The sequence below is a fragment of the Micromonospora sp. NPDC049301 genome (assembly GCF_040678715.1).
In the GTDB taxonomy this organism is placed as follows: domain Bacteria; phylum Actinomycetota; class Actinomycetes; order Mycobacteriales; family Micromonosporaceae; genus Micromonospora.
On the sequence record NZ_JBFAQO010000014.1, the window covers coordinates 39,844 to 60,353 of the forward strand.

Consider the following 20,510-nt stretch of genomic DNA (forward strand, 5'->3'; position numbering starts at 1 on the left):
ACGGCGCTGGACTTGATGATTCGCTCGCTGCGCTCGCTCATGCGACGGCCTCCGTGTAGGTGGGCGGGAGGGCGGCAACCGGCCGGGCGGCGCGCGACGTGCGCCACCAGGCTGCGAAGCCCCAGGCGCACAACGCGCCGTAGATCAGGTACATGGCCGCGGACGGATAGAACCCGCCGCGCAGCAGCAGTGGCACGCCGACGGCGTCGACCGCGATCCAGACCAGCCAGAACTCCACCCAGCCGCGGGCCATGCCGTAGGTGGCCAGCAGGCTGCCGGTGAGGATCCAGGCGTCGGGCAGCGGCCCCCAGGAACCCAGTGCGGCGAGCACCGGGTACGCCGCGGCGGTGCCGACGGCGGCGGCCAGCAGCATCGCCAGCCGTTCCCGGCCGGTGGCCCAGCGCGGGAGCACCGCGGCGTGCCCGGCGTCGGCGCGGCGGTTGCGTCGCCAGCGCCACCAGCCGTAGAGGCTGACCGCGAAGAAGAACACCTGCCGGCCGGCCTGCCCGTAGAGGTCGTGCTCCTGCGGGGTGGCGAACACCCCGCCGAGGAAGACGGTGAAGAGCAGCCCGTTGCCGATCATGCCGACCGGCCAGGCCCAGACCAGCCGCCGCAGGCCGAGGAGCGCGGAGACCAGCCCGAACACGTTGCCGACGATCTCCCGGACCAGCACCGTCGAGCCGCCGACCTGCACCTGGGCGTCGAGCAGCCAGCCGAGCGTGCCCATCAGACGGCCCCGCCTGTGCCGGTGGTCGCCCCGGACGCCGCGGCGTCGTCGGCCAGCCGGGCGCCGAGCAGCCGCTCGACGTACTTGGCCAGGACGTCGACCTCCAGGTTGACCGGGTCGCCGACGCCCCTCGCGCCGAGGGTGGTGAGCTTGAGGGTGGTCGGGATCAGCCCGACGGAGAACTCGTCGGCGCCCACCTCGGCGACGGTCAGCGAGACGCCGTCGATGGTGATCGAGCCCTTCTCCACCACGTACCGGGACAGCGCGGCGGGCAGCCGGAACCGCACCGTCTCCCACTGCTCGGCCGGCTCCCGGGAGATCAGCTCACCGACGCCGTCCACGTGCCCCTGCACCAGGTGCCCGCCGAGCCGGCTGCCCAGCGCGGCGGCCCGCTCCAGGTTGACCGGGTCGCCGGGGCGCAGCGCGCCCAGCGCGGAGCGGCGCAGCGTCTCCCCCATCACGTCGGCGGCGAAGACACCGTCCGCCGCGTCCACCACGGTCAGGCAGACGCCGTTGACCGCGATGGAGTCTCCGTGCCGGGCGTCGGAGGTGACCAGCGGGCCGCGTACGGCGACCAGCGCCGAATCGCCCGCGGTCGACTCCACGCGGACGACCTCGCCCAGCTCCTCGACAATGCCGGTGAACATGTCAGCCCTCCCTCTTCCGAGGCAACGCGGTGATCCGGAGATCCGGACCGACCTGCGTAACGTCGACGAACTCCAGATCGATGGCTTCAGCGATGGTCGTCACTCCGGCGTCGACCAGAGCGGTCGGGCCGGCGCCGAGCAGCCGGGGCGCGACGTACCCGACGATCTTGTCGACCAGGCCGGCGGCCAGGAACGCACCGGCCAGCTGGGGGCCACCCTCCAGCAGCACGGCGCGGACTCCGCGCTGGTGCAGCGCCGCGAGCAGCGCCGGCAGGTCGACCCGGCCGTCCGGGCCCGCGCCCACCTCGGCGGCGGTCGCGATCCAGGTCCGCGCGGCGCCGTCGCGGACCCGGGCGTCCGCCGGGGTACGCCCCGAGCTGTCCACCACCACCCGCAGCGGCTGCCGGATGGCCAGGCTGCCGTCGCGCAGGTTGCGGGCGGTCAGTCGGGGATCGTCGGCGAGCACGGTGCCGACCCCGGCGATGACCGCGTCGACGGTGCCGCGCAACGCGTGCACGTCGATCCGGGCCGCCTCCGAGGTGATCCACATGCTGGTGCCGTCCGCCGCCGCGGACCGGCCGTCCAGGGTGGCGGCGTACTTCCAGATCACGTACGGCCAGCCGCGACGCATCGAGGTCAGCCAGGCGACGTTGCCGGCCTCGGCCTCGTCTCCGCGTACGCCCAGATCCACCCGGACCCCGGCGGAGCGCAACGTGGCGGCGCCGCCGGTGGCCACCGGGTTCGGGTCGGGTACGGCGATCACCACGCGGCCCACGCCGGCCTGGACCAGCGCGGTGCTGCAGGGACCGGTGCGACCGGTGTGGTCACAGGGTTCCAGAGTGACCACGGCGGTGCCGCCACGGGCCCGCTCCCCGGCCTGAGCCAGCGCGACGATCTCAGCGTGCGGCCCGCCGGCGTAGGCGTGGAAGCCCTCGCCCACGACCGCGCCGTCCGCGTCCAGCAGCACGCAGCCGACCACTGGGTTGGGGCTGGTGGTGCCCAGCCCGCGCGCCGCCAGCTCGATCGCGCGTCGCATCGCCTCATCGACGGAGACGCTGGCCATCGCCCTGTCCCTGCCCTCTCACTCGCCGTTGCGCGCGCGGGCGGTCAGGGAGGCGGCATGGGCCGCAGGGCATGCGGCGGCGGATTCCGGGTACGGCACGGCCGCCCCGGGGGGTCGGGACGGCACGCTGAAGCCAGCGGCCGGCTCGGACCCGTCCGTCCCGCGCGCTGTCTCCCATCCGGACTGTCTGGGCGCGGACGAACCGCCCCCAACCGTCGGCCCCGGATTTTCACCAGGTCCACCGGACGGCAGAGCCGTCCGGGTCGCGGGCTGACCACGGTTGGACCGTGGATCACCGCCGGTTCGGAATTTCACCGAGTCCCGCCAGCGCGTGGTGGGTACTCCGGCAGTCTTACACGCCAACCGGGGGGCGCCGCCACAGAGGCGAGCTACTTCACAGCGGGACCATGCTCAGGTGACGCCGCGGCGCCGGTCCACCGCCACGTACGAACCCGGCTGGCTCTTGGCCACGGTCTTCATCTCGGAGGCCACCGCGATGGCCTCGAGCGGGTCGGTGAACCGCTTGCCCGCGTCGGAGAGGGAGACGCCGATGGAGAGGGTGACCAGGGCGGCCCGGCGGATGTTGCCGCGCCGGTCCTTCAGCTCGACGAAGCCGCGCTCCCGGTCGGTCGCGTCGTAGAGCGTGTCGGCGGCCTTCTCGAAGTCGACCACCGCCCGGGAGGTCAGTGGTCGGACCTGGTCCGGGGCGCAGACGATGACGAAGTCGTCGCCGCCGACGTGGCCCAGGAAGGCCGGTGGCAGGCCCACCGCCACCACCGCCCGGTGCAGGCTGCGGGCCAGCGCGGAGATGAAGTCGTCGCCGCGGACGAAGCCGTACCGGTCGTTGACGCTCTTGAACCGGTCGATGTCGATGTAGCCGACCGCGTAGTCCACCCCGTGCCGGACCCGGTCACTGATCTCCCGGCGGATCCGGCTGTTGCCGGGCAGCCCGGTCAGCGGGGAGACCTCCCGGAACTCCTTGTTGCGGCGCAGGGTCGACGAGACGCGGGCCACCAGCTCGGCGGTGTCGAACGGTTTGACCAGGTAGTCGTCCGCGCCGGCGCTGAGCCCGTGCACCTTGTCGACGGTCATCCCCTTGGCCGTCAGCATGATCACCGGCAGGGCGGAGGTCATCGGGTCGGCGCGCAGCCGACGGGTCAGCTCCAGCCCGTCGATGCGGGGCATCATCAGGTCGACCACGGCCAGGTCGGGCCGCTGCCGCTCGATGACCTCGAGGGCCTCCTGGCCGTCGCTGGCGTGGATCACCTCGAAGCCGTGCAGCCGCAGGTTGAACTCGACGAAACGGGCGATGTCCTCGTCGTCGTCGACAACGAGGATGATGTCCTTGCGGTCGCCCTCGGGCTCCATCTCAGGCTCCGGGAGCCGCGCGTTCCGCCAGCGAGCGCAGGTGGCGTACCGCCTCCGCCGGGTCGGCGGCACCGTAGACGGCGGTGCCGGCCACGAACGCGTCGGCGCCCGCGGCGGCCGCCTGCTCGATGGTGTCGGCGGCGATCCCACCGTCCACCTCGATGCGCAGCTCCAGGTGCCCGGCGTCGACGTGCCGGCGGGCGGCGCGGACCTTCTCCAGCAGCTGCGGGATGAACCGCTGCCCGCCGAAACCGGCCTTGATCGTCATGATCAGCAGGGTGTCGAAGCTGGGCAGCAGCTCCAGGTACGGCTCGATCGGGGTGTCCCGGTCGATGGCCAGCCCGGCCTTCGCGCCCGCGGAGCGCAGGTCCTTGGCCAGCGCCACCGGGTCGTCGCACGCCTCGGCGTGGAAGGTCACGTTGTACGCCCCGGCGTCGGCGTAGCCGGGGGCCCACCGGCGCGGGTCCTCGATCATCAGGTGCACGTCGAACGGCAGCGCGGTGACGGCGCGCAGGCTCTGCACCACGGGCAGACCGATGGTCAGGTTCGGCACGAAGTGGTTGTCCATCACGTCCACGTGCAACCAGTCCGCGGCGTCCTCGACGGCACGGACCTCTTCGGCGAGGTGGGCGAAATCGGCGGCCAGAATGCTCGGCGCGACGATCGGCGGCGGTACGGTCACGGGGCCAGTGTACGAACGCGGCCACCCGTCGCCCGCATCGCGGCACCACCGGGGACGCGCTGTGATCCAGCGGTGACCAGTGGTGCAGAATTGGTCGGTCCGGACCGCCGAATCCGGACGAACAGACATCAGCGGTTGGCCGATCGACGGAAACGCGACGACACTCCATCCGGGACGGTGCCGTAGGCTGCACGCCCGCCGGGGTCTCGCCGCGGGGCGCGGTGACCGGCCGCCAGCTCCCGGGAGGGCGGACGATGCGACGGTGGCTCGGAGCGCTGGCGCTGGCCGGCGTCACGACGATGCTGCTGGCCGGCTGCGGGCCGGCGCGAGGGGCCGACGGCGACCTCGTCGACGACTGGCCCGCGTTGCGGACACCGAGACCGTTCACCCCCGCCACCGACACCTGCCTGCCCCGGATCACCTCGATCGTGCAGGCCAGCACGTACGAGACGGTGGACTGCGCGCGCAGCCACCTGGCCGAGGCGATCCACGTCGGCACGTTCACCGGCCCCGACGCACTGTCCGAGACCCGCCCGGAGCCGGGTTCGTCGGCGCTGCGCACCGCCCGGGCCGAGTGTGACCAGCGGGCCCGGGAGGTGCTCGGCGGCGACTGGCACACGGCCCGGCTCGCCCTGTCCCTCTCGCTGCCCTCCGGGCCCGCCTGGTCCGGGGGTGCGCGCTGGTTCCGCTGCGACCTCAGCGAGACCGGCAGCATCGACAACACCCGGCCGGTGAACCGCACCGGCAGCCTGCGCGGCGCGTTGATCGGTGACACGCCGCTGACCCACCGCTGCTTCGATCCCAAGCTGATCGGCGACAACCTCAACTACATGGCGCCGGTGCTGTGCACGGAGCCGCACCGCGCCGAGTTCGTCGGCGTCTACGAGGAACGGGACCTGAGCTGGGCGGAGTTCACCCGCTCCGCCGAGCAGGCGCACGGGCGCTGCATGGCGTTGATCGCCGCGTACGCCGCCGTGCCGAACAACAGCGACCTGCCGTACCGGGCCGGGTCCATCTACTACCCACCGTCACAGCGGGAGTGGGAGGAGGGTGACCGTGGCGTGCGCTGTTTCCTGTGGAGCGACGACCGCAAACTCACCCGCTCGATGCGCAATGCCGGCCCGGAGGGACTACCCGCCATCTGAGCACCGGTGCCGTATGCTGCTGCGCCGTGGCGCTACCGACCGGCTGGGGGCCGGCGGAGACCACCAGCGGCGGGGAGGTCGGGGGATGCGACGATGGTTGGCGGCGGTTGCCGCGGGCGCGACGGTGGCCCTTGCTCTGGCCGGGTGCGGCGCACCCGCCGGAGTCGACCGGAACCTCACCGACGACTGGCCGGCCCCCGTCGCCGCGCAGCAGTTCGTTCCCGCCGCCGACGTGTGCCACCACTCGTCCCAGCAGGTCGGCTACCTGACCGGCTACAACCCGGTGGCGTGCGCCGAGTCGCACCGGGTGGAGACCATGCACGTCGGCACGCTCAGCGGCCCGGGCACCGACCGCGGCACTCCCCCACCGCCCGGCTCGGTCGGCATGCGGGCCGCGCAGGCCGCCTGCGACAAGGAGATCAGCAAGGCGGTGGGCGCCGACTGGCGCTCCGGGCGTCTCGGCCTGACCGTCGTGCTGCCCTCGGCGCCCGCCTGGGCCGGTGGTGCCCGCTGGTACCGCTGTGACGTCACCGAGATCGCCAGCATCGACGACACCGCCGTCGACCTGCGCACCGGCAGCCTGCGCGGAGCGCTGACCGGCGCGGCGCCGCTGGCGTACCGCTGCTTCAACCCCAAGCTGGTCAAGGACGACATCGAGGAGATGGTGCCGGTCTCCTGCACCAGCCGGCACCACGCCGAGTTCGTCGGGATCTGGCAGGCCCCGGACATCAGCTACGCCGAGTTCAACCGCACCACCAAGCGGACCCACCGGGCCTGCCAGACGGTGACCGCCCGGTACGCGAAGGTGCCGGACAACTCCCAGCTCGACTTCCGCGCCGGAACGATCTACTACCAGCCGTACGAGCAGGAGTGGAAGAACGGCAACCGTGGCGTGCAGTGCTTCCTGTGGATCAGCGACCGCAACCTGACCCGCTCGATGAAGGGCGCGGGCACCAAGGGCCTCCCGGTCACCTGACCCAGCGCACCGGCGAGCCAACACGGAAGGGCCCCTGTCGAGGGGCCCTTCCTTGTTGTCGAACGGCTGGTCAGCCTCGGCGCAGGACGGCGAGGAACATCGCGTCGGTGCCGTGCCGGTGCGGCCAGAGCTGCACGGTGGGACCGTCGCCCAGACCGGGCATGCCGGCCGGCAGCAACGGTCGGGCGTCGACGAAGTCCACCGGCACCCCGCTGCGGCGGGCCGCCTCGGTCACCGTCACGTGGGTCTCCACGGTGTGCGGCGAGCAGGTGACGTAGGCGACCAGCCCACCCGGACGGACCGCGCGCAGCGCCGCGCCGAGCAGCTCCCGTTGCAGCCGGGTCAGCGGCGGCAGGTCGGAGGGCTGGCGACGCCAGCGCGACTCCGGCCGGCGGCGCAGCGACCCCAGCCCCGTGCACGGCGCGTCCACCAGCACCCGGTCGAAGTGCCCCTCCGGCAGCTTCGGGTCCGCGCCGACCTCACGGCCGTCGGTGGCCAGCACGGTCACCGGCAGACCCCGGGTCGCCTGGGACACCAGCCGGGCGCGGTGCTCCGCCACCTCGACCGCGGTCACCCGGGCGCCGCGCTGCGCGGCCAGCGCGCCGAGCAGCCCCGCCTTGCCGCCCGGACCGGCGCACAGGTCCAGCCAGCGCCCGTCCGGGCCGTCCAGCGGCGCGTCGGCGAGCGCGCTGGCCACCAGCTGGGAACCCTCGTCCTGGACGTGGGCGCGGCCGTCGACCACCGCCGGCACGTCGCCGGGCGCGCCGCCGGGCAGATAGACGGCGTACGGCGAGAACGCGCCGGGCGCCCCGCCGACCTGGTCGGCCAGCTCCACCGGGTCGATCAGGCCCGGCCGTGCGCACAGGTGCACCGGCGGGCGCTCATTGTCCTCGATCAGCAGCCGGGCCGTCTCGCCCAGGTCACCGTCGAGCGCCTCGGAGAAGGCCCGCACAATCCACTGCGGATGGCTGTACGCCAGCGCCAGGTGCCCCACCGGGTCGGTCTCCATCGGCGGGGCGAGCTTCGCCACCCAGCCGTCCGAGTCGAGGGTGGACACCTCGCGCAGCACCGCGTTGGCGAACCCGGTGGCGCCCGGCGCGACCGCGCGGACCAGGTCCACGGTCGACGAGACCGCGGCGTGCGCCGGCACCCGGGTGTGCAGCAGCTGGTACGCCCCGAGCCGCAGCGCGTCGCGCACCGGCGGGTCGATGCGGGCCACGTCCCGGCCGGCCGCCTCGGTCAGGATCGCGTCCAGGGTGCCCAGGTGGCGCAGGGTGCCGTAGGTCAGCTCGGTGGCGAAGGCCGCGTCCCGGCCGTACAGCCCCTCCTCGCGCAGGATGGTGGGCAGCACCAGGTTGGCGAACGCGTCGTCGCGGTGCACCGCGGCCACCGCCTCGTACGCCGCGCGGCGCGGGCGGTCCAGCGGCGGCCGGACCGGGCGGCGGTCACCACCGCGACCGGTCGACGGGCCACCGCGCGTCGGGCGCGTCCCCTCCGGGGCCGTCACGCGAACTCCTCGCCGGTGCTGACCCGGACGCCGCGCGCCCAGTCGGTCGCCGGCATGGCCCGTTTGCCCGCGGCCCGCACCTCGCCCAGCCGCACCGGCACGGTGGCCGTGCCGGCCAGCACGCGGGTCTTCTCCACCAGCAGCTCCCCCGGTTTCAGGTCGGGACCGTCGGCTGCCGCCACGACCGGGCCGAGCTTCACCCGCTCGCCCCGGAAGGTCGTCCAGGCGCCCGGGGCCGGGGTGCAGGCCCGGATCCGCCGGTCCACCGCGAAGGCCGGGTCGGTCCAGCGCACCCGGGCGTCCTCCACGGTCAGCTTCGGTGCCAGCGACACCCCGTCGGCCGGCTGCGGCTCGGCGCGGGCGGTGCCGTCGGCGATCGCGTCGAGCACCGCCACCAGCAGCCCGGCACCGGACTCGGCGAGCCGGTCCAGCAGGTCGCCGGAGGTGTCGCCCGGGTGGATCTCGTCGGTCAGGGTGCCGAAGACCGGGCCGGTGTCCAGGCCCTGCTCCAGCTGGAAGACGCTGGCCCCGGTCAGCTCGTCGCCGTGCAGCACCGCGTGCTGCACGGGCGCGGCGCCGCGCCAGGCGGGCAGCAGCGAGAAGTGCAGGTTGATCCAGCCGAACCGGGGGATCTCCAGCGCGGCCGGCGGGACCAGCGCGCCGTAGGCGACCACCGGCACGCAGTCCGGTGCCAGCTCGCGCAGCCGGTCGAGGAACTCCGGCTCACGGGGGCGGGCCGGGGTGAGCACCTCGACGCCGTGCTCGTCGGCCCACTCGCCGACCGGGGAACGGGACAGGCCGCGCCCGCGTCCGGCGGGCGCGTCCGGCCGGGTGACCACCGCGACGAGGTCGTGGCGGGAGGCGGCGACGGCGGCCAGGGCGGGGACGGCGACGGCCGGCGTACCGGCGAAGATCACACGCATCCGGGTCACCGACCCAGGCCGAAGGGGCTGCCCGCGCCGTGCGGGTTGACCTTGACCAGAGGCGGGGCGGACGCGTCGTACCACTCGGCCTGGCGGATCGCCTTCATCGCCTCCTTGCGACCGGCGGCGTCGAGCCGGTCCAGGAAGAGCACGCCGTCGAGGTGGTCGGTCTCGTGCTGCACGCAGCGGGCCATCAGCCCGGTGCCGACGATCTGCAGTGGGTCGCCGTAGCCGTTGAAGCCCTTGGCGATGACGTTCTGCCGGCGCTTGGTGTCGAAGTAGAGCCCGGGGATGGACAGGCAGCCCTCCGGGCCGTCCTGCTCCTCCTCGTCGGGGAATTCGAGCACCGGGTTGACGAGGTGACCGAGCACGTCGTCGACGTCGAAGGCGAACACGCGCAGGCCCACACCGAGCTGCGGCGCGGCCAGACCGGCGCCGTTCTGCTCACGCATCGTGTCGGTCAGATCGGCGATGAGCCTACGCAGCTCGACGTCGAAGTCGACCACCGGATCGGCCGGCGTGCGCAGCACCGGATCCCCAAACAGACGGATGGGCTGGACGGTCACGCGGGACGGCTCCTTCGTGGGTGGGACGAGCGGTGCCGTACCAGTCTACGGAGTGCCCGGGTGGGCGCCGGCCGGCGCACCTCGATCGGCCACCGCCGGTGTGCTCAGCGTCACCGGCAGGGACTCGTAGCCACGCAGGGTCAGCCGGGTCCGGTGCCGGGGCGCCTCGGCCAGGGCCAGCTCGGGCAGGCGGCGCAGCAGCAGCGGGAAGGCCAGCTGCGCCTCCAGCCGGGCGAGGCCGGCACCGAGGCAGTAGTGCGGGCCGGCGCCGAAGGAGAGCGGGTGCGCCTGGTCGCGCGCCGGGTCGAAGCGCTGCGGGTCGGGAAACCGGCGCGGGTCCCGGTTGGCCGCGCCGAGCAGCAGCAGGGCGGTGCTGCCGGCCGGCAGGTCCACCCCGCCGCAGCGCACGGGGGCGGTGGTGGTCCGGGTGGTCAGCTGCACCGGGGAGTCGTAGCGCAGCAGCTCCTCGACGTACGCCGGGGCGAGGTCGGGATCGGCGCGCAGCGCGGCGGCGGCCTCGGGGTGCCGCAGCAGCACCACCAGGCCGTTGCCGAGCAGGTTGGTGGTGGTCTCGAAGCCGGCGACCAGCAGCACCACCAGGTTGGCCAGCAGCTCGTCGCCGGTGAGCCGGTCGCCGTCGGCGTCGTGCACCTGGACCAGCGCCGTGGTCAGGTCGTCGGCGGGCGTCCGGCGGCGGGCGGCGACCAGCTCGGTGAAGTACGCGCGCAGCTCGGCGGCGCCGGCGTCGGCGACGGCCAGCTCCTCGGGGGTGATCTCCGGCTCCAGCACCCCGGTCAGGTCACCGGCCCAGCGGCGGAACAGCGGCCGGTCCGCCGCCGGCACCCCGAGCAGCGCACAGATCACCCCCACCGGCAGCGGGTACGCGAAGTCGGCCAGCACGTCGACCGGCGCGCCGCCGTCCCCGGCACGGTCCCGCATGCCGTCGAGCAGCTCCTCGGCCTGGGCGCGCACCACGTCGCGCATCCCGGCGATGCGACGCGGGCTGAACGCGCCGGCGGCGAGCCGGCGCATCCGGCTGTGGTCGGGCGGGTTGGTCCGCAGCATGGACCGGGCGATCGACGACACCGCCGGGCTCTCCCGCCAGTTCGGCCAGACCTGGTCGCGCAGCGCGTCGTCCAGGACGCCGAGGCGCGGGTCGCGCAGCAGCGCGTCGACCTCCGGGTAGCCGGTCACCACGTACAGGCCGGGCAGGGCCTGCACCACCGGCCCGTGCGCCCGCAACCGCTCGTACGTCGGGTACGGGTCGACCCGCCCCTGCGGCGACATGAGCAGTGTGAGCGCCTCGGCAGCCTCCATGGCCGGCCTCCCCGTCGATGCGTCGGAGGCTCCATCATGCCCACGCCGCCGACGCCTGGCATCCCGCGAAGCGGAGGAACCCAGGCCGAACCAGCCCGCGCCGGCCTCCGGCACGGCCCGCGTCTTCTCCGGCAGCGGCGCGCCGGGCGTGGGCCACCGAGGGTCAGGCGCTGGCGCCCGGGTCCCCCGCGAGGACCGCGTCGCCGCCGAGCAGCGCGGGCTCCGGCAGCGGCAGCTGGATCTTGTGGGCGGCCTCCCAGTCGTAGACCAGGCCGGGGCGCACCTGCGCGCGGAAGTAGTCGATCGCGCTCATCCCGCCCACCACCGGCTCGTCGACCTCCGCCACGAGCTGGGCGGGGACCAGGGTGAAGCCGTTCTGGAGGGCGGCGCTCAGGCGGCGGTGACCGTCGACGACGAAGAAGTACTCACCGGTGAACCCGATCTTCAGCGGCTCCAGCGCCTCGTCGCCGGCCTCGGCCACGTCGCCGACGAACTCGGAGTCCCACAGCCCGCGCAGGGTGGCGATGTCCTCGGTCGGGTAGACCCGGGCCGGGTCCAGCAGCAGCAGCGGCGGATCGTCGCGCAGCACCTCACCGCCGAGCTTCCCCTCGTACACGGCGACGATGTGCTCGACCACCTCGTCGGCGGAGGCCCGGGTGGTGTCGCAGATCAGGTCGTAGTTGCGCAGCCGGGCCTTGTCGACGCCGTACCGGATGATGAACCGGTTGCGCTCGCTCTCGCTGCGCTCGCGCAGCTTGGCCTTGGCCTCCTCCAGCGTGGCGTAGCTCTCCGCCGGGCCGGAGGGCCGGGCCAGCACCCGGCGGGCCGCCTCAGCCGGCTCGGTGATCATGTGCACCTTGAGCGCGTCGGTGAAGAAGTGCCACGCCAGCCGGGAGTCCATGATGAGGCGCTCGCCGGAGGCGGCGATGTCCCGCTGGAGCTGGTCGACGTAGCCGTCGACGGCCTGGTCGAGCTCGGCGTGCAGGTTGAGCTGCAGCGCGGTCATCTGTCGCTGCTGCGCCATCTCCCGGTAGAGGTCGCCCACGCTGACCCGGCGCATGCCGAGCCGCTTGGCGATCTCCACCGACACGGTGCTCTTGCCGCTGCCGAGGTCGCCGTTGAAGACGATCGAGTGTCGAACGGTCACGACTGGTCCACCCCTGATCACCGGCTGTTTGAGATCATCGACATAGCGTCCGACCGACGCGTTCCCGCCATCGTCGCTGCCATCCTGCGAAGGCTACAGCTCGGCGCGTCTGGCGCCGCGCCGTGACCTGGAGCCGTCGTGCGCCCGGGCATGACGGGCGATGCTACCACCCGGGCGCCACCGCTCTGCCGGACGCGGTGTGCGGGGCCACCGCCCCGGACCAGGTCCTCCGCCCGCCGGCGGGCTCAGAACAGGCTGAGCGGATCGACCTGGAGGCGGACCGGATCGGCGGCCTTGCGGGCGGCGCGCGCCCCCGCGGCCGAGTGCAGCGCCTCGGCCATCGCGGCGGCACGGGCCCGGGGCACCCGTACCAGCATCCGCTCGCGGCCCTCCTCGGCCGGCACCGGCCCGAGCACCTCGGCGTCGTCGGGCAGCCGGGCCGCGGCGAGCAGGTCGGCCACCGCCTCGGCGGGGCCGGTGACGCTGGCCATCCGCACCGCCGGCGGGAAGCCCAGCTCCCGGCGCTCGGCCAGTTCACGGCCGGCGAACCAGCCGGCGTCCCAGCGCAGCAGCGCCTGCACCGGTGCGAGCGCGCCGTCGGCGACCACCACCACCCGGCCGGCCGGGGCGGGGCGGGCCAGCGCCGCGGCGGCGAGCCAGCGGCGCAGCGCCTCCTCGCCGGCGCGGAGATCGGCCCGGGTCAGCAGCGCCCACGAGTCGAGCAGCAGCACCGCGCCGTAGCCGCCCTCGGCGACCGGCTCGGCGCCGGGCGTGGCGACCACCAGGGCCGCGCCGCCGGGCACATCGGTCAGCACCTCCTCCCGCCCCGAGGTGCGTACCGGCACGCCGGGGAACGCCCGGCCCAGTTCCTCGGCGGTACGCCGGGCGCCGGTCACCGCGGCCCGCAGCCGCCGCCCGCCGCACTGTGGGCAGGCGTACGCGGCGGCCACCCGGGCGCACCAGCGGCAGGCCGGCGTGCCCCCGGCCGAGGGCAGCGCGAGCGGGCCGGCGCAGTGCGTGCAGCGGGCCGGGGTGCGGCAGTCCGCGCAGGAGATCGAGGGCAGGTAGCCGCGCCGGGGCACCTGCACCAGCACCGGCAGGTCCGCCCGGATGGCGTCGCGGGCGGCCGTCCAGGCCAGGCTGGGCAGCCGGGCGGTGGCGGCGCCGGGGTCGCGGGCCAGTTGCGGGTCGTCGCCGGTCGGCGCGATGGCCGGGATACGCGCCCGCACGGTCGCCCGGTCGGCGACCACCTCGCGGGCCCAGCCGGTCTCGACCAGCAGCTGCCCCTCCGCGGTGCGGGCGTACCCGCCGACCAGCGCGCCGGCCTCGGCGAGCTGGGCGCGGGTGAGCAGCACGTCCCGGGCGTGCGGGTACGGGGCTCGGGGTTCGGCGTGCAGGTCGTCGCCGTCGTCCCACACGGCGACCAGGCCGAGCCGGTCCACCGGTGCGAACATCGCCGCGCGGGTACCGATCACCACCGGTACCTCCCCCCGCCGGGCGGCGAGGAACGCCCGGTAGCGCCGGGCCGGGCCGAGCGCGGCGGAGAGGGTGACGTGCCGCCCCGTGCCCAGCACCTCGGTCAGCGCGACGTCCAGCCGGTCGAGGTCGCGGGCGTCGGCCACCACGACGACCGCGCCCCGGCCCCCGGCGACGGTGGCGGCGACCGCGTCGGCGTAGCGGGCGGCCCAGTCCTCGCCGGGGAGCGCCGACCAGACCGCCCGGGGCGACCGGCCGTCGGTGAGCGCCCGCAGGAGGGCCGGACCGGTCGGGTAGTCCCGCCACCCGCGCGGGTCGACCGGGTCGACGGGTGCGGCGGCGGCGTCCGCGGGGGCGGGCGGGCCGCCGCGGGCCTCCTTCTCGACCCGGGCGTGCCGGGGCGGCACGGCGAGCCGGAGCACGTCGGCGAGGCTGCCCGCGTACCGGTCGGCGACCGCCCGGGCCAACCGGGCGACCTCGGGCGCCAGCACCGGCTCCGGCGAGACGACCTTCTCCAGGTACGCGAGCCGGCCGGTGTGCCCGGAGTCGTCGGCGCGGGCCAGCAGCCAGCCGTCGACGAGCTGCCCCGCGAAGCGCACCTTCACCCGGGTGCCGGGCACCGCCACCTCGTCCAGCTCGGCCGGGACCAGGTAGTCGAAGGGCCGGTCCAGGTGCGCCAGCGGAACATCCACGCAGACGCGCGCGACCGGCGACCCATCCGCGGGTCGCCGGTCGCTGCGCCTGGTGGCGGTCAGGCTCCCGCGGCCGACTTGAGGTCGGCGGCCCGGTCGGTGCTCTCCCAGGTCAGGTCCGGCAGCTCGCGGCCGAAGTGGCCGTACGCGGCGGTCTGCTGGTAGATCGGGCGGAGCAGGTTGAGGTCCCGGATGATCGCGGCCGGACGCAGGTCGAACACCTCGGTGACGGCCTCCTCGATCGAGGCGACCGGCACGGTCTCGGTGCCGAACGTCTCGATGAACAGGCTCACCGGGTGCGCCTTGCCGATCGCGTACGCGACCTGCGCCTCGCACCGCTCGGCGAGGCCGGCGGCGACCACGTTCTTGGCCACCCAGCGCATCGCGTACGCGGCCGAGCGGTCCACCTTGGACGGGTCCTTGCCGGAGAAGGCCCCACCGCCGTGCCGGGCGTACCCGCCGTAGGTGTCCACGATGATCTTGCGGCCGGTCAGCCCGGCGTCGCCCATCGGCCCGCCGATCTCGAACCGGCCGGTCGGGTTGACCAGCAGCCGGTAGCCGTCGGTGTCCAGACCGAGGCTCTCCAGCTCCGGAGCGATGACGTGGTCACGCACGTCCGGGGTGAGCAGCGACTCCAGCGAGATGTCGGCGGCGTGCTGGCTGGACACGACCACGGTGTTCAGCCGGACCGGGCGCAGCCCCTCGTACTCGATGGTCACCTGGGTCTTGCCGTCCGGGCGCAGGTACGGGATGGTGCCGTCCTTGCGCACGGTGGCGAGCCGCCGGGCCAGCCGGTGCGCGAGGGCGATCGGCAGCGGCATCAGCTCGGGTGTCTCCGAGCAGGCGAAGCCGAACATCATGCCCTGGTCACCGGCGCCCTGCGCGTCCAGCGCGCTCTCCGAGGCACCGGTGCGCAGCTCGAAGGCATTGTCCACGCCCTGCGCGATGTCCTCGGACTGGGCGCCGATGGAGACGCTGACCCCGCAGGAGGCGCCGTCGAAACCCTTCTTCGACGAGTCGTAGCCGATGTCGAGGATGGTCCGGCGGACGATCGTCGGGATGTCGGCGTACGCCTTGGTGGTCACCTCACCGGCGATGTGCACCTGCCCGGTGGTGATCATGGTCTCCACCGCCACCCGGCTGTGCGGATCCTCGGCGAGCAAGGCGTCGAGGATGGCATCGCTGATCTGGTCGGCGATCTTGTCCGGGTGGCCTTCCGTGACCGATTCGGACGTGAAGAGGCGGCGTGTCACGGCACTCCTAAGCGTGTGAGGTCGTTCCGCGGCAGTCTAGTCACCGCTGCGGAGGGTGTCGGGATCGGTCGCGCCCTGTTCCACCCGTCAGGAGCGGCCGGGCAGCCGCGCCACGACGAGGTCCCAGACGGAGTCGGCCACATCCTCCTTGGCCTGCTCCGGCAGCCGGCTGACCGAGCCGTCCGCGCCGATGACCGTCACGGTGTTGGTGTCGGCGCCGAAGACCAGGTCCGGACCGACCTCGTTGACCACGATCAGGTCGGCCCGCTTCCGGGCCAGTTTCGCCCGGCCGTTGGCCTCGGCGTCGCCGGTCTCGGCGGCGAACACCACCAGCACCTGCTCCGATCGCTTGCGCTGGCCGAGCTCTGCCGCGATGTCCGGGTTCGTGGCGAGCTCGATGGTGGGCGCGACACCGTCGTCCGACTTCTTGATTTTGCCAGGCGCGTACGTCGCCGGACGGAAATCGGCCGGAGCCGCCGCCATCACCACCGCGTCGGCTTCGACGGCGGCCTTCAGCGTCGCCTCCCGCAGCTCGGCGGTGGTGCCGACCCGGACCAGGTCGACCCCGGCCGGGTCGGCGAGGGAGACGTTGGCCGCGATCAGGGTGACCCGGGCGCCCCGGGCGACGGCCGCCCGGGCGAACGCGTAGCCCTGCTTGCCGGAGGAGCGGTTGCCCAGGAAACGGACCGGGTCCAGCGGCTCGCGGGTGCCTCCCGCGGTGACCACCACCCGGCGGCCGGCCAGGTCGGCGGGGGCGGGCACGCCCCGGGCGAGGACCCGGCGGGCGACCGCGAAGATCTCCGCCGGGTCGGGCAGCCGGCCCTTGCCGGTGTCGACGCCGGTGAGCCGGCCGACGGCCGGCTCGATGACCCGGACACCCCGGGCGCGCAGCGTGGCGACGTTGGCCACGGTGGCCGGGTGCTCCCACATCTCGGTGTGCATGGCCGGAGCCAGCACCACCGGGCAGCGCGCGGTCAGCAGCGTGTTGGTCAGCAGGTCGTCGGCGAGCCCGTGGGCGGCCTTGGCGAGCAGGTCGGCGGTGGTCGGCGCGACCACCACCAGGTCGGCCTGCTGGCCGAGCCGCACGTGCGGGACCTCCTGCACGTCGGACCAGACGTCGTCGGCGACCGGCTGGCCGGAGAGCGCTGCCCAGGTCGGCGCCCCGACGAAGCGGAGCGCCGACGCGGTCGGCACGACACGAACCCGGTGACCCGATTCGGTGAAGAGCCGCAGCAGCTCACAGGCCTTGTAGGCGGCGATGCCGCCGCCGACCCCGAGAATGATCCCGGCGGACATCGACGCGTGGGGGCTTACGGCTGGTCGGTCGGCTCAGCGGTGAGCAGGCCGGCGTTGATCTCGCGCATGGCGATAGAGAGCGGCTTCTCCTGGGGGGTGGTCTCGACGAGCGGGCCGACGTACTCCAGCAGGCCCTCGCCGAGCTGGCTGTAGTAGGCGTTGACCTGGCGCGCGCGCTTGGCGGCGAAGATGACCAGCGCGTACTTCGACGTCGTCTTCTCGAGGAGCTCGTCGATCGGCGGGTTGGTGATGCCTTCGGGGTTGGCGATGGATCCCACGAATTAACCTCTGCGTCTTTCGAGCCGCGCGGACGCGGTGCTGAGTCTCAACGGCGGCCGGCTGTCAGCCGCGCACGCGCGACCAGGCCGGATCCGGATAAGAAGAACCGAGTAAGCCTACCAGCTCCGTGACCACCCGATCGGTGAGGTCGTGGGTCAGGGCGTGCTCGAAGGTCGCCGCCACGGCGGCGTCGGGTCGGTGACCGGGCGGGCTCAGCAGCACCAGCCGGGCGTCGGGCAGTCGCGCCCGGACCAGTTGGGCGCCGGTCAGGTCGAGCGGGAGGAGCACCGGCTGCCCGGCGTCGAGCCGGGCGCGCAGCGGCGGGTACGGGGTGCCCCGGCAGTGCGGGCCGATCCGGGACCACTCCAGCAGCTCCCCGGCGGCCGCCCGACGGTCGAACTCGGCGGGAGCGAGGAAGACGCGGTCCTCCCCGTCGACCTCCCGCTCCCGGCGCGGCCGGGTGGTCGCCGGCACCGGGATCCACACGGACGGAGAACGCGCCCGGACGAGCTCGACGACACTCTCCCTGCCGGAACCCGAAGGTCCAGCCAGGACAGTGAGCCGAGCCGCCGGGCGCGCCTCGTCATCCGTGCTCACTGCTTGTTTCTACACGCTGCCAGGTTCAGTTGGCGGCGAACTCTCCAAGCAGTGCCTTGCGCTGCTGCTCACCGAGGCCGCGCAGACGACGGCTGTCGGCGATCTTGAGCTTCTCCATGATCTGGGTAGCCCGGATCTTGCCGATGCCCGGCATGGCCTGCAGGACGGCCGAAACCTTGAGCTTACCCACGACGTCGTCGCTCTCGGCCCGCTCAAGGACGGCACCGAGGGTGGTCTTGCCCTGCTTGAGCTGCTCCTTCAGCTCGGCACGGGCCTTGCGGATCTCCGCGGCCTTCTCGAGCGCGGCAGCGCGCTGTTCGGGGGTCAGTGACGGGAGCGGCACCAGTTCTCCTCAGGTCCCTATCGCGGCGGGCGGGGCGCACCGCCGCATCTGTGAAACGTGGTGTCGCTGTGAACCAAGGGGTCCGTGGTTCCCAGCGCGGGGAAAACTAGCGGTCAACGGAGCTTTCGGCAACGTGGACGCGCGATGATCATCGCAAAGTGACCGAGCCGTCAGTCAGTCACCGGGCAGCCAGAACACCCCGGCACTCGACCAGCACCCGGTCCGCGGCGGCCCGCAGGGCGGCGGCGTCGGGGCCCGCGGAGAGCACCTCCCGGGAGTACGACGGGAGCACCGAGGCGAGGCTCGAACCGAAGACGGTCCGCAGATCGGCGGCGCCGGCACCCTGCGCGCCGAGCCCCGGCGCGAGCAGCGGGCCCCCCACCCCGGAGAGGTCGTGACCGGTGTCACCGATGGTGGCGCCGACCACCAGCCCGAAGCTGCCGAGAGGGTCCGCACCCCTGTTGAGCTGGGAAATCTCGTCGATCACGGTCTGCGCCACGGTGCGCCCGTCGGCGGTGCGGGCCCGCTGCACGGCGGCTCCCTCGGGGTTCGAGGTGAGGGCCAGCACGAAGACACCGCCACCGTGCTCGGCGGCCAGCTCGAACATCGGCGCCAGGGAACCCACTCCCAGGTAGGGACTCGCGGTGACTGCATCGACATACAGCGGGCTGGATGGATCAAGGTACGCGGAGGCGTACGCGCTGACCGTCGAGCCGATGTCGCCGCGCTTGACGTCAAGGAGAACGAGCGAACCGGCATCGCGTAACTGTCGGATAGTTGACTCAAGAATCGCCACACCGCGGGAGCCGAAACGCTCGAAAAAGGCCGACTGAGGCTTCACCACCGCAACCCGGTCACCGAGGGCGTCAACGACGGTCCGGGTGAACCTGTCAAGCCCCTGGACGTCGTCGGTGAGGCCCCAGCGGGCCAGCAGACCGGGATGCGGGTCGATGCCCACACAGAGCGGTCCGCGCTCGCTGACGGCCCGGTGCAGCCGGGTGCCGAAGCTTTCCATCCGGTACTTCCCCTCTCCTCGTCCGGGCGGCAGCCCGGGGTACCTCAGAACCGGTGATCGGGCCGGCTCAGCCGGCCGCCACCGCCGCCGCCACCCCGGACGCGATCCGGGCCAGGTCGGCGTCGCCGGTGACGTACGGCGGCATCGTGTAGATCAGGTCGCGGAACGGTCGGAGCCACACCCCCCGGTCGGCCGCCGCAGCGGTGGCCGCGCCGAGGTCGACCTCGTGATCGAGTTGGACCACCCCGATCGCGCCCAGCACCCGCACGTCGGCCACACCCGGCGCGCCGCGCAGCGGCTCCAGCCCGGCGCGCAGGCCGGCACCGACCCTGGCGACCTGCGTCGCCCAGTCCCCGGCCCGCAGCAGCCCGATGGAGGCGTTGGCCACCGCGCAGGCCAACGGGTTGCCCATGAAGGTGGGCCCGTGCGCCAGCACGCCGGTGGCGGAGATGGCCCGGGCGACCTGCGGAGTGCAGAGCGTCGCCGCCAGGGTCAGGTACCCGCCGGTGAGGGCCTTGCCCACGCACATCACGTCCGGGGCCACGCCGGCGTGCTCGGCGGCGAACATCGTGCCGGTACGACCGAACCCCGTGGCGATCTCGTCGAAGATCAGCAGGACCCCGTGCGCGCGGGTCACCTCGCGCAGCACCCGCAGGTACCCCGGATGGTGGAACCGCATCCCGCCGGCGCCCTGCACGACCGGCTCGACGATCACCGCGGCGAGTTCGTGGGCGTGCCGCTCGACCGCGTCCACCAGCTCCGCCACGTACGCCTCGTCGGGCGGGTCGGCGAAGCCGCCCGGCGGGACCGGGGCGAAGACCTGCCGGGGCAGCACGTCGCCCCAGAGGTGGTGCATCCCACCCTCCGGGTCGCAGACGCTCATCGGGTGGAACGTGTCGCCGTGGTAGCCGCCCCGCCAGGTGGCCAGGCGGCGTCGCTCCGGCCGGCCGACGGCCCGCTGGTACTGCAGGGACATCTTCACCGCCACCTCGACGCTCACCGAGCCGGAGTCGGCCAGGAAGACGTGCTCAAGACCGTCCGGGGCGAGCTCGACCAGGGTGCGCGCGAGCTGGACCGCGGGCTCGTGGGTGAGCCCGCCGAACATCACGTGGCTCATCCGGCCGAGCTGGTCGGTCACCGCCGCGTCCAACGTCGGGTGCCGGTACCCGTGGATCGCCGCCCACCAGGACGACATGCCGTCCACCAGCTCCCGGCCGTCCGCCAGCCGCAGCCGTACCCCCTCGGCGCTCCGCACCACGAACGGCGCGTTCGCCGGCGGCAGCGCGGCGTACGGATGCCAGACGTGCGCCCGGTCGGCGGCCACGATCTCCTCGGGCGTCACGTGCGCTCCTTCCAGGTGTTGGCGGGTTGGGCGACGGGCACGGCGCGCGCGACGCCAGACACCCACCGGCCGCCTTTGCTCTGCTTCAACGGACGCACCACCCGACGTCCGGATATCGGACGGCGGCCGTTGCGTGGGGTGAAGCAGAG

General features: G+C 73.9%; 20 protein-coding genes and 1 riboswitch. Of the genes, 2 read left to right on the plus strand and 18 right to left on the minus strand.

The window, feature by feature from the left end; genetic code table 11:
* Positions 1-37: 37 nt before the first annotated feature.
* The 5 genes from pnuC to rpe form a co-directional block, all read right to left on the minus strand.
* The gene (gene pnuC, locus AB0K07_RS28545) at positions 38-727 is read right to left on the minus strand and encodes a nicotinamide riboside transporter PnuC (protein WP_363759935.1); all 690 of its coding nucleotides are present in this window, start codon (positions 725-727) and stop codon (positions 38-40) included.
* Positions 727-1,374 (minus strand): riboflavin synthase, encoded by a 648-nt coding sequence (locus tag AB0K07_RS28550; RefSeq protein WP_363759938.1) that lies wholly within the window; start codon positions 1,372-1,374, stop codon positions 727-729. Before AB0K07_RS28550 ends, pnuC begins: the two co-directional genes overlap by 1 nt.
* Position 1,375: 1 nt before the next feature.
* Complete coding sequence (ribD, locus tag AB0K07_RS28555; RefSeq protein WP_363759941.1) at positions 1,376-2,437, minus strand: bifunctional diaminohydroxyphosphoribosylaminopyrimidine deaminase/5-amino-6-(5-phosphoribosylamino)uracil reductase RibD; 1,062 nt, start codon at positions 2,435-2,437, stop codon at positions 1,376-1,378.
* Between the two features lie 162 nt (positions 2,438-2,599).
* A riboswitch (FMN riboswitch) is annotated at positions 2,600-2,770 on the minus strand.
* 78 nt (positions 2,771-2,848) lie between these two features.
* Complete coding sequence (locus AB0K07_RS28560) at positions 2,849-3,805, minus strand: response regulator (RefSeq protein WP_363759944.1); 957 nt, start codon at positions 3,803-3,805, stop codon at positions 2,849-2,851.
* 1 nt (position 3,806) lies between these two features.
* Positions 3,807-4,487: a ribulose-phosphate 3-epimerase gene (rpe, locus tag AB0K07_RS28565; RefSeq protein ID WP_363759947.1), complete on the minus strand. Its 681-nt coding sequence runs from the start codon at positions 4,485-4,487 to the stop codon at positions 3,807-3,809.
* Between the two features lie 254 nt (positions 4,488-4,741).
* Here rpe and AB0K07_RS28570 point away from each other — a divergent pair, with 254 nt between their 5' ends.
* Complete coding sequence (locus tag AB0K07_RS28570; protein WP_363759950.1) at positions 4,742-5,632, plus strand: septum formation family protein; 891 nt, start codon at positions 4,742-4,744, stop codon at positions 5,630-5,632.
* Between the two features lie 85 nt (positions 5,633-5,717).
* On the plus strand, positions 5,718-6,608 hold the full coding sequence (locus AB0K07_RS28575) for a septum formation family protein (RefSeq protein ID WP_363759953.1): 891 nt from the start codon (positions 5,718-5,720) through the stop codon (positions 6,606-6,608).
* A gap of 70 nt (positions 6,609-6,678) precedes the next feature.
* Here AB0K07_RS28575 and AB0K07_RS28580 read toward each other — a convergent pair whose 3' ends face one another.
* The 13 genes from AB0K07_RS28580 to AB0K07_RS28640 form a co-directional block, all read right to left on the minus strand.
* Positions 6,679-8,157, minus strand: coding sequence for a transcription antitermination factor NusB (locus AB0K07_RS28580; RefSeq protein ID WP_363760079.1), 1,479 nt, complete (start codon positions 8,155-8,157; stop codon positions 6,679-6,681).
* A complete protein-coding gene (fmt, locus tag AB0K07_RS28585; RefSeq protein ID WP_363759956.1) occupies positions 8,112-9,038 on the minus strand; it encodes a methionyl-tRNA formyltransferase in 927 nt (308 codons plus the stop codon). The genes AB0K07_RS28580 and fmt overlap by 46 nt, the downstream gene beginning before the upstream one ends.
* 5 nt (positions 9,039-9,043) lie before the next feature.
* Complete coding sequence (gene def, locus AB0K07_RS28590) at positions 9,044-9,604, minus strand: peptide deformylase (RefSeq protein WP_363759959.1); 561 nt, start codon at positions 9,602-9,604, stop codon at positions 9,044-9,046.
* A 45-nt stretch (positions 9,605-9,649) separates the two neighbouring features.
* Positions 9,650-10,921 (minus strand): cytochrome P450, encoded by a 1,272-nt coding sequence (locus tag AB0K07_RS28595; protein WP_363759962.1) that lies wholly within the window; start codon positions 10,919-10,921, stop codon positions 9,650-9,652.
* A 163-nt stretch (positions 10,922-11,084) separates the two neighbouring features.
* Positions 11,085-12,068 carry an AAA family ATPase gene (locus AB0K07_RS28600; RefSeq protein ID WP_363759964.1) on the minus strand — a complete coding sequence of 328 codons (984 nt, stop codon included), beginning with the start codon at positions 12,066-12,068 and terminating at the stop codon, positions 11,085-11,087.
* Between the two features lie 245 nt (positions 12,069-12,313).
* Positions 12,314-14,236 (minus strand): primosomal protein N', encoded by a 1,923-nt coding sequence (locus tag AB0K07_RS28605; protein WP_363759967.1) that lies wholly within the window; start codon positions 14,234-14,236, stop codon positions 12,314-12,316.
* A 59-nt stretch (positions 14,237-14,295) separates the two neighbouring features.
* Positions 14,296-15,489: a methionine adenosyltransferase gene (gene metK, locus AB0K07_RS28610; protein ID WP_363759970.1), complete on the minus strand. Its 1,194-nt coding sequence runs from the start codon at positions 15,487-15,489 to the stop codon at positions 14,296-14,298.
* Positions 15,490-15,576: 87 nt separating this feature from the next.
* Positions 15,577-16,785, minus strand: a complete 1,209-nt coding sequence (gene coaBC / locus AB0K07_RS28615) for a bifunctional phosphopantothenoylcysteine decarboxylase/phosphopantothenate--cysteine ligase CoaBC (protein ID WP_363759973.1) — start codon at positions 16,783-16,785, stop codon at positions 15,577-15,579.
* A 14-nt stretch (positions 16,786-16,799) separates the two neighbouring features.
* A complete protein-coding gene (rpoZ, locus tag AB0K07_RS28620) occupies positions 16,800-17,063 on the minus strand; it encodes a DNA-directed RNA polymerase subunit omega (protein WP_007075826.1) in 264 nt (87 codons plus the stop codon).
* A 64-nt stretch (positions 17,064-17,127) separates the two neighbouring features.
* Positions 17,128-17,661 carry a guanylate kinase gene (locus AB0K07_RS28625; protein ID WP_363759976.1) on the minus strand — a complete coding sequence of 178 codons (534 nt, stop codon included), beginning with the start codon at positions 17,659-17,661 and terminating at the stop codon, positions 17,128-17,130.
* A gap of 25 nt (positions 17,662-17,686) precedes the next feature.
* Positions 17,687-18,004: an integration host factor, actinobacterial type gene (gene mihF, locus AB0K07_RS28630; protein ID WP_007458370.1), complete on the minus strand. Its 318-nt coding sequence runs from the start codon at positions 18,002-18,004 to the stop codon at positions 17,687-17,689.
* Between the two features lie 178 nt (positions 18,005-18,182).
* Positions 18,183-19,019, minus strand: a complete 837-nt coding sequence (pyrF, locus tag AB0K07_RS28635) for an orotidine-5'-phosphate decarboxylase (protein WP_363759979.1) — start codon at positions 19,017-19,019, stop codon at positions 18,183-18,185.
* Between the two features lie 67 nt (positions 19,020-19,086).
* Positions 19,087-20,361 carry an adenosylmethionine--8-amino-7-oxononanoate transaminase gene (locus tag AB0K07_RS28640; RefSeq protein ID WP_363759982.1) on the minus strand — a complete coding sequence of 425 codons (1,275 nt, stop codon included), beginning with the start codon at positions 20,359-20,361 and terminating at the stop codon, positions 19,087-19,089.
* Positions 20,362-20,510: the final 149 nt, after the last annotated feature.

Bases quoted from the DNA above. Each gene is read 5' to 3' on its own strand.
- AB0K07_RS28570 (WP_363759950.1), top strand. From the start codon at position 4,742: ATGCGACGGTGGCTCGGAGCGCTGGCGCTGGCCGGCGTCACGACGATG.
- AB0K07_RS28575 (WP_363759953.1), top strand. From the start codon at position 5,718: ATGCGACGATGGTTGGCGGCGGTTGCCGCGGGCGCGACGGTGGCCCTT.
- ribD (WP_363759941.1), bottom strand. From the start codon at position 2,437: ATGGCCAGCGTCTCCGTCGATGAGGCGATGCGACGCGCGATCGAGCTG.
- fmt (WP_363759956.1), bottom strand. From the start codon at position 9,038: ATGCGTGTGATCTTCGCCGGTACGCCGGCCGTCGCCGTCCCCGCCCTG.
- AB0K07_RS28550 (WP_363759938.1), bottom strand. From the start codon at position 1,374: ATGTTCACCGGCATTGTCGAGGAGCTGGGCGAGGTCGTCCGCGTGGAG.
- AB0K07_RS28560 (WP_363759944.1), bottom strand. From the start codon at position 3,805: ATGGAGCCCGAGGGCGACCGCAAGGACATCATCCTCGTTGTCGACGAC.
- pnuC (WP_363759935.1), bottom strand. From the start codon at position 727: ATGGGCACGCTCGGCTGGCTGCTCGACGCCCAGGTGCAGGTCGGCGGC.
- coaBC (WP_363759973.1), bottom strand. From the start codon at position 16,785: ATGTCCGCCGGGATCATTCTCGGGGTCGGCGGCGGCATCGCCGCCTAC.
- pyrF (WP_363759979.1), bottom strand. From the start codon at position 19,019: ATGGAAAGCTTCGGCACCCGGCTGCACCGGGCCGTCAGCGAGCGCGGA.
- AB0K07_RS28595 (WP_363759962.1), bottom strand. From the start codon at position 10,921: ATGGAGGCTGCCGAGGCGCTCACACTGCTCATGTCGCCGCAGGGGCGG.